A 17,322-nucleotide genomic window follows, 5' to 3' on the forward strand; every position below is an offset into this window, starting at 1 on the left:
CTCCTCAAATCTAGACGACAAGACCATCTCGTTTGCAGCCGATACCACTGGCGGTATTTCGGTTACAAATGAAAGGGTTTTTGTTTTGCTTGAAGCTTTTTTAGCCGCCATACAAATCGTCAATTTTGTAATATCATAGCATACAATATTGACTGCGATTAAAATCGCAATAGCACATCCGACCCATGTCTTTAGCCCGGAGGCAGACCTGCGCGTTTTTGGTGATTGTCTTTGGCTCTGACAATCATAAGCTTGTATCGGCAAGCAGAGATGGTACTGCTCATCTGTGGGATTTGAGCAGCAGTACGCCTACTGAACCTGTAAAAACTCTACCAAAAAGCAGCGAAGGGGTCACACCAGTGGGAATCAGTCCTAATTTGCGTTGGCTAGTTGTTGCTGGGGCAACTGGGAGCAATCGAACAGTTCAGTTGTTTGACTTGTCTTCCGAAACCTTTCCTGCCCCTGTTAAAACCATACCCTTGACTGATTCTCCTACATTTGGGATTGTCTTTAGCCCTGACAGCCGCTGGTTCGTCACCTTACCTCAAGGTGTATCTGATTTTGGCTTGTTTGAATTTCCCACGGCGCGTCTGTGGGAACTGAGTGATGTCTCTAGCCTGCTCAGCCATTTGCAGTTCTGCCTGGTCACAAAGGAGCTATATATGCTGCTACCTTTACACCTGATAGCCAAAAACTGATCGCAGTTGGTGCCGATCGTACTGTTCATTTGCGAAATTTAACGAACGCAGACTCAGTAACAGCACCCATTAGCTTACCTGCCCATGATGACAAGATTTTGGCAGTTGCAGTTAGCGATCGCTGGTTGGTTACAGGTGGTGCAGATAAAATGGCGCGATTTTGGAACCTGACTGTACCCGATTTTTCTGCTTCCCCTAGAGTCTTTGACGAACCTAAAAGCCATGTGAGATTTGTAGCCTCTAGCCGTGATGGTCGCTGGTTAGCGGCAGGTGGTGATCGCACGGATGTTTACCTTTGGGAGATGCAAGCTGACACCCATGTGAAGTCTTTTTGGCGTGTAAAGTTCCATAACCAACGCATTTGCGGAATTGCTTTCGATGAAGTCAACAATCGTCTGGTTATTAGTAGTAAGGATGGTAGTACTAGCCTCTGGGATTTAGCAAGCAATTTTACAAAACCAAGCTATGTCCTGACCAGTATGGCAGAGGATGTGTCTGCTTTGGCAGTTAGTCCACAGGGCAGTTGGGTCGCAACTGGCAGTTCTGATGGCATTGTTGGTTTATGGAACGTCGATAATCAGGACATTTCTCAAGCAATCAGGCTGTTACTAGGACATACCAGCCAAATCACGGCAATTGCCTTTAACCACGATAACCGATGGCTGATCGCTGGAGATGAAGATGGTAAAGCAATACTTTGGAATCTAGCTGCTCCAGATCCAAGTCAAGACTTCTTTGAGTTATCGGAGCATGAAACCAAGATTACCTCAGTAGCCTTCAGCACTAATCATCGCTGGGTGGTGACAGGAAGTTGGGATAATAGAGCGCTATTGTGGGATTTGACAAACCTAGATCCCACAATAGCATGGAAGGAACTGAGCGAACATGGTGAGAACGTCTCTCAGGTTGCTGTCAGTCCTAACAACCGCTGGCTGATTACTGCTAGTGAAGATAGTATTGTGCGTCTCTGGAATTTGGAAGCCCAAGATCCCGCTAGACAAATGATTGAGCTACTTGGGCACTCAAAACCTGTCCGATCAATAGCTGTGAGTGCTGATAGCCAGTGGTTAGTCAGCGGTGACCTTGCTGGAACGGTTCTGCTTTGGGACTTAACGTCTGCCGACCCTTCTACAGTGACTCCTATAAATCTACGGGGTCATACAAACGCAGTTGTAGCTCTTACCATTGGAGGGAATTGGATCGCTAGTGGCAGTTGGGACGATACAGTGCGACTTTGGCCTTTGACACTCAATCAACTTAGAGAGCTAGCCTGGTAGACTATGGGGGGTCACCTCAGCGATGAAGAGAAGAGACAGTACCTTCAGGACGAGTTAAAACTTAATACCAATTCTTTGTAACAGGGCGATTCCCTTCGGGATAGCTTCGCTTCACGCACTCTCGGCTACTGGAATTTTCAGGCGGTTGAGCGATCGTCTCCCTTACCATCCCGTTTTCACAAAGTCTGAAGAGATTGAGAATCCCGAATTACGCGAGATGGCGATCGCCGCCTGCGAAACCTGTAAAAAATACGTCTGGATCAAAGCTGATTCCTCAACTAAATAGTGATAAAAGAGGCGATTTTTTTTCCTATTCTTATGGGTGAACGGGGGCGCGATCGCCCCTCCCCAGCCACCAACTATCGAAAAGGCGATCGCCACTATCAACTAATCAGTTGAGCTAAGCATTCAAGAAGTGCGATCGCCCTCCTCTTTTACCGTCCTACCTACCATCTTTCCGGCAGTCTCGCCCAACTGCAAGTCACTCACGCAGGAGAAACCCAACCGACAACTTACGTTAACAGCATTGACTACAATTCCAAAGGGCAGCGCACTCGGATTGTTTACGGGAATAGGGTGACGACAAGTTACGAGTACGAAGCTACCACGTTCCACCTGACGCGGATTTTGACAAAGGGGGAAAATAAAACCCTGCAAGACTTGAATTATATCTACGATCCGGTGGGCAACATCACCCAAATTGCCGATAATGCTTGGGAAACCGTCTTCAACAACAACCAAAAAGTCGATCCAGTGTGTAGGTACACTTACGATGCTCTCTATCGTTTGGTAGCAGCGACTCGACGAGAACATCCTGCTTTGTCTGGACAGCAGGAACGGCATAGCGACGTACCCGAAGCGGGATTTTTACCTTTACAGAATTTGAATGATGCCCAAGCGGTAGAAAACTACATCCGTCGCTATACTTACGACCAAGCGGGGAATCTGTACTGCATCAAACACCAAGGAAAAAACCCTCGCACTCGCAACTTAACGGTTTCGGAAGGTTCCAACCGTGCTGTAGATAGCGAACTGCTGAACGCGACTACGCCCCAACCCACTGCCCCCGCCAGCGACATTGACAAATTTTTTGATGGGAATGGCAATCAAATCAAAATGCAAGGCATTGGGCGAGTGCAGTGGAATTATCGCAACAATATTGCCAGCGTGACCATCATTGAACGAAAAGATGCTGACAGCGATGCGGAATATTACGTCTATGACAGCAGTGGCAGTCGAGTTCGCAAGGTGACAGAACGCTACGACAAACCTGGGAAAGTTGTCCAGATTGAGGTTGCCCACATTGAGGAGACGATTTATTTAGGTGGGGTGGAAATTCGGCAAACTCGAGTGAAACGGCGAATCCGAGGAAAAGAAACTGTCACCGAGGAACGCCATTGTCTGCGGGTGATGGATGACACAACCTGCATCGCTGTTCGCAACCAATGGACTAAACGAAAACGGCCCCAAGGGTTGAAAAATCCTCAAGTGCGCTACCAACTTGACAACCATTTAGGTTCGGCAACGATGGAGGTGGATGATCAGGGGCAACTGATTAGCTATGAGGAATATTTTCCCTACGGCGGTACGGCATTTGTGGCGGGGAAAAGTTTAGCGGAGGTGAAGTTGAAGCACTACCGCTATTCGGGTAAGGAACGGGATGCAGCGACGGGTTTGTATTACTACGGTGCGCGTTATTATGCGCCTTGGTTGGGACGGTGGATGAGTTGCGATCCGGCAGGAACTGTTGATGGGTTGAATTTGTATGCGTTTGTGGGAGGGAATCCGATTAATTTTAGAGATAAAAAAGGGATGAACAAGGACAGGGAAACTGCACGCGCATATCTGCAAGAGTTAACAACAAGATCTGTTGCTACTGTTTCTGCACGCGCATATCTGCAAGAGTTAACAACAAGATCTGTTAGTACTGCTTCTGCTATTCGTATTCAACGGTCTCTCCGAGGTTTTCAAGCAAGAAAGAGTTTTGAAAATCAACTTCCAACAAGCCTTGCAATGATTGCTGAACGCGATCATGCTCGTCTGGAACATGGTCATCAACAAATAAATGCGATCTAAATCAGAATAATAGACTAAATTTTTGCATCGCTGTTAGCGGTAAAATTAAAAATATTTTGCCATCTTTATCCGCAGCAATAGTTAAATATTTTAATTACAGACCGCAGCAAAAATTTAATATTTTTTACAGGAAAATATGCGAAAACCTCTTATACAAAAACAATAATATGGTTAAAAACTTATTACATACTAGGTGATAATTTCTATCAATATCAGAGTACAAACCCGCGAAATAATGACTCTGAAGTTCATTTATCGGCTTATCTCATTAGATAAAAAATCAAAATATTTGCCAATAGTAAAGCTTACATTTATTCAAAAAACAACTATTTTAAAAGTTTTATATTAGTGATAATTGTTTGGATAGTTATAATGGCTATGAAAATTGGAAAAAAAAAAGCACCATGATATATAAACCGTAAAATATGAGCTTAAAAAGGGAGTTTTAGGGCAAATTGCCGAGAGATATACCCAGGTAATTTTTCACGTATTTTATAATAATGGATACTTCTGGTAACCGAAAATTTGGCAAGCCTAATATTGGTAAAGCAGTCGCTAAAGATCAGTTCGATATTAGCTTGTTAGAGGACTATTTACTAAAGGATGATGCGGCTTAAATGCCAAAAAAAGAAAGGATTGTAAAATTTAGGTTTACAACAATTATAACCTCTCAAAATTTACCCGTAAAATATCAGATCAATGGAGGTAAAAATGTCCTATTTAACTCAAATTAAAACCGATGATATTCTCAAGCCATTCTTTGATCGCTACCCGGAATTTGATTTACTAAACAACGATGAAAATGCTATAGAAGCATTAAATTGGGAGGGTTTGGATAAGGATACAGTATGCGATCGCCTAAAAGCGTACCAACGGTTGTTACGCCTTGATATCGATCCCAGCGATGCTAAGAAGCTTTTGGATCCTTCTCAGGAACCAGTGCAAGGTGAAGGAGAGGAGGGAGAAATGCTTCTTGTTGCTTCTTCAGAAGAGAGTCAGAAACTAGATTCAGCACTGGCGATCGCCTCCACCCCCGAAGCAGAGTTCGTCCAAGCTTCAAACCTAGATCCAGAAAAAGCCAGAGAAATTCATCGCAACGCTACCCAGACAACAGCCTGCGTGATGGTACTTTTGGCAAACACCATGCAGTTTGGTTCGCCGCGTTTCGGAACTATGCTGGGTGATAATGCTGCTCAAGTGCGCGAGAACTTTCAATCGCTCCCTAGCTACCAAAAGCTATTTGGCAGTCTAGATTATTTACAATGCGACCCCTGTCAATCTATTTTTAGTCCGGCTGCCTATTTTGTCGATTTAATGCGAATTGTTGAGCAGTATATTACTCAGGTTAACAAAAATAATTCAAACTTTATTAGCCTGAGCGATCGCCGCCCCGATTTAGAAAACATTCCATTGACCTGCGACAATACCAACGATACTGTTCCTTACACCCAAATTGTCAGGGAAATTTTAGCGTAAAAACTCAAAAAGAAGCTTGACGAAGAAGCTTCAAAAGCCAAAAAGGAACTTGAAGATACGTTCCGACACCTCGCTACTGCCAAATATCCAGGTCACTTGCCTTTCAATCTTTACCTCGAACAAATTCGGACTTATCTCGGTCATTTTAACACCAATCTTGCTGACATCTACGAAATCTTTTATCCACAACAAGATGGCGATAAGCGCGATGAGATTTGGGGGCGGGAATATTTAGAATTTTGATAATAACAGAAAAAGCTGAAGCTAGCGATTTGACTCAGCGTTATGGAGTTGATGTCTCGCCAACAAACTTTGGGGGATTAACCAACAAAGAAACGTTTATAAAACAAACGGGGCTTTCCTGGCAAGAATTGAAAGACTTGCTTTATCAAAATCTATCGCCACAAGAAATTAATTCCGGCATAGCCCATCAATTCTATATTAACAAAAAACTAGATGGTAGTAAATATCTAAACTTGAACGAGAAGGGCGAAATTGAAAACCTAAGCTACCTTCCACGCCAGAAGCTACGGCTTCAGAACCGGACGCGGGGCACAGGATGCCCAAAAATACGTGTACCAAAATCTGAATTCAAAGCAAAAAGGCTACCAGAAACGAGTTATCGAACTGGATATCGAAAAGTGCTTCGACCGGATTAACCACACCTGTATTATGGAAAACCTAATTGCCCCATCGGGTCTAAAGCTAGGCATCTGGAGATGCTTAAAAGCCGGAACAAATGTAGGATTTCCTGAACAAGGCACACCACAAGGTGGCGTGGTCAGTCCATTACTGGCAAACATCGCTCTCAATGGAATAGAAAACATACACCCTAGCGTCCGATATGCAGACGATATGGTATTTTTCCTGAAACCCAAAGACGATGAAGTCAAAATACTTGGAAAAATCAACGATTTCTTAGCCGCCATCAGAATAAAAAGCAGTGAAAGGAAAACCAAAATAACTGCTACGACAGATGGATTTGATTTCCTCGGTTGGCACTTCAAAGTGCAGAACAACGGAAAATTCAGAAGTACTCCCTCAGTGGACAACTTCAAAGCATTCCGCAAGAAAGTAAAAGCCATCCAATAGTGCTAAGGTCAAAGCTACCAAACTAGCCCCCTTAGTCAGAGGTGGGAGAAATTACCATAAATACTGGAAGATGGATGGAGCTAGAAACTCTCTCTACTTCATCCAAAAGCGGGTTACAAAGGTATTCAACAAGGAAACCAAACAAAGTCGATATACCAGTAAAAAACTGCTGGATATAGCTTTCCCAACGGTTCCATACCAAGAAAGTGGGTTGGGCAAGGTAACAGGGAGTAAATCCCCCTAGGACGGCGATATCGCATACTCGAGCAAACGTGAAAGCAAGCTCCACAACGGTAAAACCTCTGAAGCGCTTAGAAGGCAAAACCATTCATGTGGCAGTTGTGGTCACAAATTCATGCCTGGTGAACATATTCACCTACACCATATCGATGGCAACCACTCAAACTGGAAACCAAAGAATTTAATCGCTGTACATGAATCCTGCCACGATTACATCCACATGAGCAAGGCACGAGCCTAGAATATCGGGAGCGCAGTGCGGGGAAACTTGCACGCTGCGATCTAAATGGGAGGTGCGAGGTTTAATAGCCTCCATCGACCCAACCCGTTTAGTATGGAGAGCCGACTCTCCTGACGGATTCTCACCCGCCACCCTTACGTAAAAGACTCTCAAGAGTCCGGTCACGTCTCAAGTAAGCAATGAACGAGACGGAGTGCAGACCACGAAAGTAGCCGAAGCTGCCAGCCTAAGGCGGTCAGGAGCGAAAGGGAAACCCTTAATGGAGAACGTAAAGTGAACTATCGTTCTAAACTGCGTCATACATATACGAACCAAATAAGGCTGTTAGGTTCTGACCAAAAGGTAAGTGGATAGGATTTATGGCTTCCAGCTCCATAAATCGTGAGAACCAAATTTCCACCGCAGAATAGATAGCACCTAATGGGGGTTGAAAAACTAGACGACACAACAGGGTAAGCCCTACAGAGTCTAAGAGAGGTCGATTACTCTTAGTAGGTCTGAGGCAACGAAGACGGAAATCCCTGGAGGGTAAAGGATGGAGGAAAAAGCGAACGTTAGCCTGTAATGGGCCAGATAGGGGTTGATATCGTGTCCCTTCGCATCGGTTGTGTATAGTGGGGGTGTTCGGCGCTCCGTGCGATCGCGCTTAATACCAAATCCGCGCACCACTTTCCCTCTTATACTCCAACAGCGATCGCTCGAATCTCACTGACCGTTATCAGTTCGACAAGAGCTACCAATTGGAGCTGAAACACTTAGGTTAACGGGCGGAAAATTGTTCGCGTGTTTTACACCGCGAACAATTTTCCGCCACTATAGCCCCTAGCGCAGCCTCTATTTTTTCGGTCAAATGATCGCGTCAATCAGAGCTAGAAATTGGCTCACAAGCAGATTAGTTATAAGTCGAGGCAGCTGTTTTTGGCCACCAGTGAAAACAGGTTAAACCCCGGACTAAATCACGTTGGTACAGTAATGAGCGACAACGATGAAATAATACTTCCTCCAATTGATCGAGGTTATCAAATGACTCGTTGGCAATCGGTTCATCGGTCAAGGGCCATAGACGCTCTGCTGGTTGTAATTCAGGCGAGTGGGAAGGCATATGTATCAGATGAATGCCTTCCGGAACTTTTAAAGCGTAACTGGTGTGCCAACCAGCTTGATCGAGAGCTAAAATAATACGCTTGTGCAGGCCGAGTTGAAAATGTGTGGCGAAGTCTGCTAAAACTCGGTTGAATAACGAGCGTGTTCACCTGAGGCAAAATCCACCAGTAGGTTTCACCTGATTGTGGATGTACAAAACCGTAAACCCATAACCATTGAAAGCGCCAGTTAACATTGGCAATTGCTTGTTGTCCTTCTGGTGTCCACACTCGCCGTACCACAGACCCCGGTCCAAGCCGATGTTCATCCATTGCCCAAAGCTCCACATCGGCTTGTGGGTATTGAGCTTGTATTTCCTCTAACTTAACTGCTAGTTTTTTTCCACTGTTGTTGTTCTTCAATGTCAGCCTCCCGATGTTGTGGACGTGGCTGACTAATCGGAAGGTCATCTGTCGCAGATACTCCCACCCTCTCTGTCTGCCTACTGGTTGACCAATTAACTCACCTATCCAATCGGCTACCTTACGACCATTCCATAAACCTCCATCAGGAGCAGCGCCAGAAAGTGCTTGCCACAGATGGGCTTGCTGTGTCGGAGACAACATCGGCTCAGGGCCAGGATGAATTTGACGTCGATCTGTTAACGCTTGTGAACCAGTCTTGTTATATCTGCGAGCTATTCGACGTACTACTTCCAAACTATAGCCAGTGACGGCTGCCACCTCAGTACTGGCTCTTCCTTGTGCTAGCAACCAAACAATTTGGTAGCGAGTACGTTCTATTGGATTTGATGCACGACGGTAGTGAATTTCCAGTTCTTCTACACTCAGATGCGGCGCAATGGTTAATCGCTTCGGCATATTGGTTGCGATCGCACATAATTTTCCACTCCCCCACTATACACAACCGATGGGAAGGGACACGATATGAAACATCACCCCTGAACGAATGTTTAGCAGACTTCCTCTGGGTCTTATACGAAAGTAAATCCAACAAAGGAATCAAATCTGAGGACAAGTTAGATGGTGTCATCATTGACAACAAACAAACTAAAGAGACGGCTAGAAGACTGGAACCAGATTAACTGGAAGAAAGTTAACAAGCTTGTCAGAAACCTACGTCAGAGAATCTTTCGTGCGAGAAAGCTTGGTGAGTTCCGTAAGCTAAGAAGCTTGCAGAAGTTGATGTTACGAAGCTACGCAAATTTACTGTTATCAGTTCGACGTATCACTCAAACCAATCAAGGGAAGGCAACGGCAGGCATTGACAAAGAGGTTGTCAATACCCCTGAGCAGCGAGTGATTCTGGTAAACACTTGGAATGGGGGAAACCTCAAACCAACAAGGCGGGTAGAGATACCCAAGCCAAACGGCAAGAAACGACCGCTCTCAATCCCTACCGTGCGAGACAGAATCGAACAGGCAATAGTAAAGAATTCACTAGAACCCGAATGGGAAGCTGTATTTGAGCAAAACTCCTACGGCTTTGTGCGGCTCGTTGGTGTAGCCGAGAGGGATTCAACCCTCGAACACACCACACCTCCAGAGAAAGCGATCAGCCGCAAAGGAGGTCAATAGCGAAGGGTGAATGCCCCAAACCGAGATAACTCAACTTCCGTGAGGGTGAGTCATATCTGACAAGTCCCTCCCCTCAAGTGTCCAGAGGACTGCGTATCCCCCGACTATGGAGAGGGTAGCACCGCCAGAATCGCAGCGGGGATAAACGGCGATCAACTGCCAGCCTCAAGCGGTGAAGCACCAAGCGTCCGACTACGAGCAACGAAAGTGAACTGATTTATCCTTCGTTAATCAGAACCAGCGAAATCAGGCTGTAACGCTGGGAGCGAAAAATGCTCAAGCGAACGGTAGATAGCAAAAGAATCCTTGACCATCGACACTAACCAAAACCCGGAGGAGTTGGCAGGATCTATTGTCGGTATCAACGGAAGTTGGGAACGAGTTAACCGATGGGATGACTCTCAAGGATAGGTCGAATCCGAGAGTAGTAGCTAGCGTAAGTCGCCCATCGGGGGGATGGGGTCAAAAGCAAACGCCCCTCCGTAATCGAAGGGATAGGCTAACAGACCCACTGCTACATGGTCTATACGTTCACAGTAGGAAGTCAATCTCCAAAACGGAGATTACATCACAAGTGGAATCGCAGAAGGTCAACTGGGCGAAAGTCGAGGGGGCAGTCTTCAAACTTCAGAAAAGGATCTATAGAGCTAGTCAGCGTGGAGACGTGAAGCTCGTTCGCAGACTCCAAAAAATGGTAGTCAAATCCCGGTACGCGAAGCTGATCGCTGTTAGAAGAGTAACCCAAGAAAACAAAGGCAGAAACACTGCCGGAGTGGATGGGATAAAAAAGCTCGACAAAAAACAGCGAATGTCACTGGTTAATGTACTAGAAATAGACGGAAAAGCCCGCCCCGCTAGAAGGGTCTGGATACCAAAACCCAGAAGTCAGGAAAAACGTCCTCTAGGCATCCCCACCATAAAAGACAGAGCCAAGCAAGCCCTACTCAAAATCGCTTTGGAACCCGAATGGGAAGCTTGTTTTGAAAGCGAATCGTTTGGGTTTAGACCGGGAAGGTCATGTCATGACGCGATTGCAGCGATCAGGTTAGTATTAACGGCAAAACCGAAATAGGTCCTAGACGCGGACATAGCGAAGTGCTTCGACCGAATTAACCAGCAAAAACTGCTGGCGAAAATCAACACGATTCCCTGTTTCAGGCGACAAATCAAAGCTTGGTTAAAAGCGGGGGTTTTAGACGCGGGAAACTGGCAGGAAACGGACAGTGGAACCCCTCAAGGCCCGATTCTTTCACCGCTTTTGGCAAATATGGCGTTACATGGAATGCAAACCGCAATAGAAGAAGTATATCCAACGTATAGTAACGGGTGCATCAAAGGTGCGAGGAGAAAGTTCGGGAGAGATGATGTATCTCAACCGAAACTAATCAGATACGCCGATGACTTCCTAATAATTGGCGACGAGCTAAGTGGAGTCGAGAAATGCCAGGAAATCGTCAGAGAATGGTTGGAACATATAGGGCTAGATCTAAAAACAGAAAAAACGAAGCTAGTACACACACTGCGACAACATGAAGCGAAAAAACCGGGATTTGATTTTCTGGGTTTTACTATCAGACAGTTCGCGGTGGGTAGAAATCATAGCGGAAAAACAAGTAGGGGAAAAGCTTTAGGCTTTAAGACTATCATCAAACCCAGTGACAAAAATACCCAAGAACACTATCTAGCGATAGCGGGGCAAGTCCACGAACTAAAAACAGCGAAACAATCAAAGCTGATACAGGTTCTCAACCCCAAAGTCAGAGGATGGAGTAATTACCAATCCCCGTGGAACGCGGGGAAAACCTTCCGCCAACTAGATCATCTAGTGTTCCGAGTATTATGGCGATGGGCGAAAAGACGACATCCCAATAAATCAAACGGCCAGATAGCTAAGAAATACTGGAAATCAATCGAGAGAGACAACTGGGTATTTTCGGAGAACGAAGATACCTTGACCAAGCTCGATAAGTACAGTTCTTACAAAGCTGGAACACGGTGGACAAAAGTAAAAGGAAACCGTTCGCCCTTTGATGGGGATGTCACATATTGGAGTTCGAGAATGGGGGATAACTTCCTAACTACAGAACCGCAAAAAGCAAGACTGCTAAAGCGACAGAAAGCAAAATGCCACCACTGCGGACAACACTTCAGACCGGGAGATATTATTGAAAAACACCACCTGAAACCACAAAGTCAAGGTGGGAAAAACAGTGACGATAACCTAGTCCTATTACACCTACACTGCCACGACCAAATTCACAGGTAATCAAGGTGGAAAACGTAAACGCGAGATTAGTAGCCACAAGCAAAGGTGGAATCCATGTACTGAGGAGCCGTGTGAGGTTAACATCTCACGCACGGTTCTTGCGCCGAGTCGGGAGGGCGATCTCCCGGCTTAGGTTAACCGACCGGGAAGAAGCTGTCAAGATGCAATAGGGCAAAGTTTCATCCTGTTATCCAGATGGCACAACTGGGTTCTAGAAGCTGATATCAAAGGCTTCTTTGACAACATAACACATGAATCCATCCTGAACATGATGGGTATGTTCCCAAAAAGACAACGCATCAAAGGATGGTTAAAAGCGGGTTTTGTGTTCCAAGGAAATCTCAATCCCACGGAACAAGGCACACCACAAGGAGGAGTCATTTCTCCTCTATTAGCCAACATAGGATTGCATGGTCTAGAAAACTTCATCAAGACCACCAACTCCAAACTTGGTGTGGTACGGTACGCCGACGACTTTATTGTTACGGCTAAAGACAAACACAGTCTCGAAGCCGCCCAAGACCTGATTCAAGCATGGATGTCAGAAAGAGGTTTAGAACTCAGCAATGAGAAGACGTTAATAACGTCAATGGAAGACGGCTTTGACTTCCTTGGGTTCAACTCCCGGCACTACGACGGAAAACTCTTAATCAAGCCGTCCAAAAAGAAGGTGCTAACCTTCTGTCAGCGGATTGGTGAGGAAATCAGAAATTTGAATGGTGTAGAGCAGGAAGTTTTAATTAAAAAGCTCAACCCAATTCTCAGGGGTTTTGCTAACTACTACAAAGGGGTGGTGAGCAAAGAAACCTTCAGTTATATCTCAAATCGGGTATGGCAATACCTTTGGCGTTGGGCAAAACGTAGACATCCCAACAAAAATACAAAATGGGTACGCAAACGTTACTTCAAAACCATTAAAGGCAACAGATGGGTGTTCGCTTGTACTACAAGCGAACGTAAAGGGAAAGACAAGGAACTTGTCCTGTACCAAATCGCACATACACCCATCGAACGTCATATAAAGGTCAAAGGTGACGCAAGTCCCGACGACCCTTCGTTAAAAGAATATTGGGAAAAACGTCACCAGAAGTTTGGTAAATCTCGCTTTGATAGAGGAGCCAAGCTTTATATGATAGCTGAGAACCAGAACTGGAAATGTCCAGAGTGTGGTGAATTCCTATTCAACGGGGAGGAAATCGAAACCCATCATATAGTACCTGTTGCGGAAGGCGGAACAGACGACGTGGAAAACCTTCAGCACTTACACAAACCGTGTCACAAGCAGGTACATAAAACCCAAGTTAAATCTCGCTTGAAGTAAGGCAATAGCCGGATGAGTGCGAAAGTCTCATGTCCGGTTCAAAGGGGAGGAGAGAGGGGTGACCCTCTCTCCTCACCCGACAGCGGGGAAAATTCTGAGCGTGAAGTTGATGCTAGGGGGACTTCTGTGGAATGCCCCGAGTGTGGTGGTCAAGTAAATAAACACCTGAGCGTTAGAGTCCATAACTGTCCTCATTGTGGCTACATAACCGATAGGGACGTAGCAGCAGGTCAAAATATCAGGAATCGAGGAATTAAGCTAGTTAGTACCGCTGGGCTAGCGGGAAAGGAAACTGCCTGTGCAGGCGATCTACCGGGGATTGAGGCAACTCAATCTAGGCAAGTGCCGCAATCTCAAAAGAGAGCAACCACGAAATCCAAATTGTGAGTTTTGGCAGCCCCCACCATAATCTTTGATTTGGCGGGGGAGGATGTCACGTTGCTCGGCCTTTTGGCGCATACACCGCCAACGCCGAAGGACACCGCTTCATCAATTGCGATTACTGGATCGGTCAAATGATGCTAGAGATTTGGAAAGAATTGAACTCCGGCAAGGGGCCAATTCAACTCAAGATGACCCATTTAGATGAGGATACAATTTCTGAAATTGAGTCGATTTTGTGGTCAAACGAGCGACCGAGTCGGGGACGCTTTCATGAGGGCAGATCTGAAGATTATCGCACCCACGGTATTGAGATGAATATCTCGGAAATTGGGCTGTGTAGCGGACATAGTGCTTCTGGTGTTTGGGTGAATGAGAAAGCAGAAACCACAGTACCGGGATTGTATGCGGCGGGAGATATGGCAAGCGTTCCTCATAATTATATGATTGGGGCGTTTGTGTTTGGTAGATTAGCAGGAACTAATGCGGTTGAGTAGATCCAACACTTAGAGCATTTGTCACCAGATGCCGAATTTTTATAAGCGGAAAAAGCTCGCATATATGCCCCTTTGAATCAGCCTAATGGTATTCCGCATACTCAGGTAGAGTATAAGCTGCGACGGCTGGTGAATGACTATCTGCAACCACCAAAATCAGGTAACAAAATGCAAATTGGGTTGAATAATTTTATCCGCTATCACGAGACTTTAGCGCAAATGGGAGCGCGTGACGCTCACGAATTGATGCGCTGTATGGAAGTGCATTTTATCCGCGATTGTGCTGAAATGGCTGCACGCGCCTCGCTGTATCGTCGGGAAAGTCGCTGGGGTTTATATCACTATCGTTTGGATTTTCCGGAAAAAAATAATCAGGAGTGGTTTTGTCATGTGAATTTGAAGCAGGATCGGGCGGGGGAAATGGTGTTGTTTAAGCGTCCAGTAGAGCCTTATGTTGTGGAGGTGGATTTACTAAGAGAAGTTTATGATGTAGCAACACGATAAATTTTGGATTGCTAATAGCTATTTACTGGTGTTGAAAAATGCCTCTCTACGATTCCATTGGTAAAAACTATGCAACTTCTCGCGTTCCCGATCCTCGGATTGTAAAAGCGATAATTGACCTGCTAGACTTGCCAAAAAGCAGCACAATCGCTGATATTGGGGCTGGAACTGGGGGTTACAGTTTAGCATTAGCAAACCAAGGATATTCTGTCTATGCTATAGAACCTTCATCAATGATGCGATCGCAAGCAATAGAACATCCCCAAGTCAAATGGTTCCCTGGATATGCAGAAGCTCTTCCTTTGCCAGATAAATCTGTTGATGCAGCGGTGAGTATTCTCACCATTCATCACTTTTCCAACCTAAAGAAAGCCTTTCAAGAGATGTATAGAATTGTTATAAATGGGGCAATTGTGTTGCTGACTTTTGATATCAGGCTAGCTCAGAAAATCTGGCTTTACGATTACTTTCCTTGCCTTTGGGAAGATGCACTGCGGTTTCTACCCCTCGCCGAAATTGCCAATCTAATTCAGACAAATACTCACAGATATGTTGAAACTTTCCCTTTGATGTTACCCTCCGATTTATCCGATCTGTTTGCGGCAGCAGGTTGGAACCGTCCTGAGATGTATCTAAACCCCGATATTCGTGCAGGGATATCATCTTTTGTTTTGGCTGATGAGAGTTTAGTTGCACAAGGAGTAAAATCGCTGGCAGCAGATTTGAACAACCATCAATGGGATGCCAAGTACGGAAAAATCCGCAAACTCACAGAGATTGACGTAGGTTATCGTTTCCTACGTGCAACGATCGACAAAAACCTAGCTAACAAAGGAGAGTAAATCTATGGCTTTAACTACACAACGAGTAGACGTTCCTGTAATCGTCGATGAATCTAAATGTTTGGAAAAATGCAGGGTTTGCATTGAGGTTTGTCCGCTTGATGTGTTAGCAAAGAACCCAGAGACGGGCAAAGCTTATATGAAATACGATGAGTGTTGGTTCTGTTTGCCCTGTGAAAAAGAATGTCCTACGAAGGCGATTACGGTGCAAATTCCTTTCTTGTTACGGTGAGGATAAAAAATGTCTGCGTCTACGGATTCTGAGTTAAATCAGTGGTTGGAAATGTTGCGATCGCCTACTTTAAGCGATCGCTTAGTTGCAGTCAAAACTCTGCAACATTTGGGAGACGAAGAGGCAATTGATGCTCTAATTCTTGCCTTGCAAGATGAAAGCACCGCCGTGCAAAAAATCGCGGTAACTGCCTTGTGGGAACTTGCCAATCCCGTCGTTGTTCCCGCTTTATTGCCATGTCTCGCATCCAAAGATGCAGAAATTCGCCAAGAGGCATTATCTGCTTTAGGTGAATTGGTATCATCGGAACATTTACTGCTGTTGTTAGATGCGCTGCACCAAGAAGATATTAATTTACAACTCAACGTGTTAATTCTGTTGCGGAAAATTCACGATGCCCAGTCTCTTCCAGCGGTGCTGACTTTCTTGAAATCGGAACATTCCCAACTGCGAGAAGCAGCTATTACTACTCTCCGCTATCTGAATCAAGTTCAAATCTGCCCACCTGCTTTATCTTTAATCGCTGATTCTGATGATAGCGTCCGCCGTGAGGCGGCTTTGACTTTAGGCCATTTAGCAGATGAGGAAGTTGTAGAATTACTGAGTCAATCCCTCGCCTTCGATCCGGATTGGCAAGTACGCCGCAATGCTGCCAAGTCTCTGGCAATTCAGGCGAATCCCAAAGCCATTCCTGCGGTTGAAGTTGCGCTGAAGGATGAACACTGGCAGGTGCGAAAATTTGCCTTACAAGTGTTACAAAAAATCCCGGATTCCCAGTGTTTATCCGCAATAATAGAAGCCCTGGCAGATGAGTATTCAGATGTGAGGAAAGAATCTGCGATCGCTCTCGGCAAATTGGGCAATCCCGATGCCCTCACCGCCCTCCAGCAAGCGCTAGACGATCCCGATCGGGATGTTAGTATCTACGCGCAACGGGCAATTCAAAAGATTCAGGAGAATTGCGCTCGTTACTCTATGGATGGCTAATTGCTAATTGCTAATTGTCAATTGCCTCCTCCAGCAGCCATTAGCTATTAGCTATTAGCAGTTAGATAACCGTTGATAATGCACATGATATAACTAGCAATTTTCAAGTTTAAATTAATGACAATTTCAGTTTATTTCTATTATGGACTTGGCAGTCGATATTCATACTTAGCGGCGTCTCAGCTTTCACGAATTGAATGGGAAACAAACTGCCACTTTGTCTGGAAGCCTATCTTTAGTGGCGATTTAATTCGCCGTTGGCATCGCGATCCCTTTGCTGGCGAACCTGTTTCTGGACAGTACGATTGGTCGTACCGTCGTCGAGATGCACAGCGGTGGGCTGATTACCAGGGCGACTGGGAGAACGATCCGCCCTGTGTCTTTAGACCAGGGATGAAAAACGACGACTGCTGATTTATCCGCAGTCAGTATTAACTTTTGTATTTAGGGAGTTGCGCCAACAGTAAATAGCGATAAAATTGAACGTCGAAAAAGAAACGCCATGATTACA

Annotated in this window: 19 protein-coding genes and 3 pseudogenes; 20 read left to right on the forward strand and 2 right to left on the reverse strand. The window is 45.4% G+C overall.

Translation table 11 applies throughout. The annotated features are described in order from the left end of the window. The first annotated feature begins 185 nt into the window (after positions 1-185). The 8 genes and pseudogenes from ACE1CM_RS01510 to ACE1CM_RS01545 form a co-directional block, all read left to right on the forward strand. Positions 186-698 carry a WD40 repeat domain-containing protein gene (locus ACE1CM_RS01510; protein WP_374875640.1) on the forward strand — a complete coding sequence of 171 codons (513 nt, stop codon included), beginning with the start codon at positions 186-188 and terminating at the stop codon, positions 696-698. Next, a complete protein-coding gene (locus ACE1CM_RS01515; protein WP_374875656.1) occupies positions 659-1,975 on the forward strand; it encodes a WD40 repeat domain-containing protein in 1,317 nt (438 codons plus the stop codon). Before ACE1CM_RS01510 ends, ACE1CM_RS01515 begins: the two co-directional genes overlap by 40 nt. A gap of 145 nt (positions 1,976-2,120) precedes the next feature. Beyond that, the gene (locus ACE1CM_RS01520) at positions 2,121-2,261 is read left to right on the forward strand and encodes a hypothetical protein (protein ID WP_374875641.1); all 141 of its coding nucleotides are present in this window, start codon (positions 2,121-2,123) and stop codon (positions 2,259-2,261) included. A gap of 290 nt (positions 2,262-2,551) precedes the next feature. Beyond that, complete coding sequence (locus tag ACE1CM_RS01525) at positions 2,552-4,051, forward strand: RHS repeat-associated core domain-containing protein (protein ID WP_374875642.1); 1,500 nt, start codon at positions 2,552-2,554, stop codon at positions 4,049-4,051. Positions 4,052-4,762: 711 nt separating this feature from the next. Next, the gene (locus tag ACE1CM_RS01530; protein ID WP_374875643.1) at positions 4,763-5,527 is read left to right on the forward strand and encodes a Tc toxin subunit A; all 765 of its coding nucleotides are present in this window, start codon (positions 4,763-4,765) and stop codon (positions 5,525-5,527) included. Between the two features lie 96 nt (positions 5,528-5,623). Beyond that, a complete protein-coding gene (locus ACE1CM_RS01535; RefSeq protein ID WP_374875644.1) occupies positions 5,624-5,770 on the forward strand; it encodes a hypothetical protein in 147 nt (48 codons plus the stop codon). After that, positions 5,767-6,186 (forward strand): hypothetical protein, encoded by a 420-nt coding sequence (locus ACE1CM_RS01540; protein WP_374875645.1) that lies wholly within the window; start codon positions 5,767-5,769, stop codon positions 6,184-6,186. The genes ACE1CM_RS01535 and ACE1CM_RS01540 overlap by 4 nt, the downstream gene beginning before the upstream one ends. Beyond that, positions 6,098-6,619: pseudogene (locus ACE1CM_RS01545) on the forward strand (reverse transcriptase domain-containing protein); the annotation flags it as partial. The gene ACE1CM_RS01540 and the pseudogene ACE1CM_RS01545, both read left to right, overlap by 89 nt. Before the next feature lie 1,373 nt (positions 6,620-7,992). Here the strand turns inward: ACE1CM_RS01545 and ACE1CM_RS01550 are convergent. Both ACE1CM_RS01550 and ACE1CM_RS01555 read right to left on the reverse strand, forming a co-directional pair. Then, positions 7,993-8,292 (reverse strand): transposase, encoded by a 300-nt coding sequence (locus tag ACE1CM_RS01550; protein WP_374875657.1) that lies wholly within the window; start codon positions 8,290-8,292, stop codon positions 7,993-7,995. After that, positions 8,183-9,064 (reverse strand): IS630 family transposase, encoded by an 882-nt coding sequence (locus ACE1CM_RS01555; RefSeq protein ID WP_374875646.1) that lies wholly within the window; start codon positions 9,062-9,064, stop codon positions 8,183-8,185. The genes ACE1CM_RS01550 and ACE1CM_RS01555 overlap by 110 nt, the downstream gene beginning before the upstream one ends. Before the next feature lie 162 nt (positions 9,065-9,226). Here ACE1CM_RS01555 and ACE1CM_RS01560 point away from each other — a divergent pair, with 162 nt between their 5' ends. The 12 genes and pseudogenes from ACE1CM_RS01560 to ACE1CM_RS01615 all read left to right on the forward strand — a co-directional run bounded on the left by ACE1CM_RS01560 (position 9,227) and on the right by ACE1CM_RS01615 (position 17,225). Then, the gene (locus ACE1CM_RS01560; RefSeq protein WP_374875647.1) at positions 9,227-9,781 is read left to right on the forward strand and encodes a reverse transcriptase N-terminal domain-containing protein; all 555 of its coding nucleotides are present in this window, start codon (positions 9,227-9,229) and stop codon (positions 9,779-9,781) included. Positions 9,782-10,175: 394 nt separating this feature from the next. Next, positions 10,176-11,624 (forward strand): annotated as a pseudogene (locus ACE1CM_RS01565) (reverse transcriptase domain-containing protein); the annotation flags it as partial. Between the two features lie 216 nt (positions 11,625-11,840). Next, positions 11,841-12,047 carry an HNH endonuclease gene (locus ACE1CM_RS01570; RefSeq protein ID WP_374875658.1) on the forward strand — a complete coding sequence of 69 codons (207 nt, stop codon included), beginning with the start codon at positions 11,841-11,843 and terminating at the stop codon, positions 12,045-12,047. Between the two features lie 151 nt (positions 12,048-12,198). Then, positions 12,199-12,942, forward strand: a pseudogene (locus ACE1CM_RS01575) (reverse transcriptase domain-containing protein); the annotation flags it as partial. A gap of 234 nt (positions 12,943-13,176) precedes the next feature. After that, positions 13,177-13,368, forward strand: a complete 192-nt coding sequence (locus tag ACE1CM_RS01580) for an HNH endonuclease (RefSeq protein WP_374875659.1) — start codon at positions 13,177-13,179, stop codon at positions 13,366-13,368. 12 nt (positions 13,369-13,380) lie between these two features. Further along, the gene (locus ACE1CM_RS01585; protein ID WP_374875648.1) at positions 13,381-13,755 is read left to right on the forward strand and encodes a zinc ribbon domain-containing protein; all 375 of its coding nucleotides are present in this window, start codon (positions 13,381-13,383) and stop codon (positions 13,753-13,755) included. A gap of 128 nt (positions 13,756-13,883) precedes the next feature. Continuing rightward, a complete protein-coding gene (locus ACE1CM_RS01590) occupies positions 13,884-14,246 on the forward strand; it encodes a hypothetical protein (RefSeq protein WP_374875649.1) in 363 nt (120 codons plus the stop codon). Positions 14,247-14,318: 72 nt separating this feature from the next. Continuing rightward, complete coding sequence (locus tag ACE1CM_RS01595; RefSeq protein ID WP_374875651.1) at positions 14,319-14,750, forward strand: hypothetical protein; 432 nt, start codon at positions 14,319-14,321, stop codon at positions 14,748-14,750. Positions 14,751-14,788: 38 nt separating this feature from the next. Further along, positions 14,789-15,592 carry a class I SAM-dependent methyltransferase gene (locus tag ACE1CM_RS01600; RefSeq protein WP_374875652.1) on the forward strand — a complete coding sequence of 268 codons (804 nt, stop codon included), beginning with the start codon at positions 14,789-14,791 and terminating at the stop codon, positions 15,590-15,592. A 4-nt stretch (positions 15,593-15,596) separates the two neighbouring features. Continuing rightward, positions 15,597-15,824, forward strand: coding sequence for a ferredoxin family protein (locus ACE1CM_RS01605; RefSeq protein ID WP_374875653.1), 228 nt, complete (start codon positions 15,597-15,599; stop codon positions 15,822-15,824). A 9-nt stretch (positions 15,825-15,833) separates the two neighbouring features. Continuing rightward, a complete protein-coding gene (locus tag ACE1CM_RS01610) occupies positions 15,834-16,811 on the forward strand; it encodes a HEAT repeat domain-containing protein (RefSeq protein WP_374875654.1) in 978 nt (325 codons plus the stop codon). 117 nt (positions 16,812-16,928) lie between these two features. Next, positions 16,929-17,225 (forward strand): hypothetical protein, encoded by a 297-nt coding sequence (locus ACE1CM_RS01615; RefSeq protein WP_374875655.1) that lies wholly within the window; start codon positions 16,929-16,931, stop codon positions 17,223-17,225. The last annotated feature ends 97 nt before the right edge of the window (positions 17,226-17,322 follow it).

The organism is Microseira sp. BLCC-F43, from assembly GCF_041929235.1.
Taxonomy (GTDB): Bacteria; Cyanobacteriota; Cyanobacteriia; order Cyanobacteriales; family Aerosakkonemataceae; genus Microseira.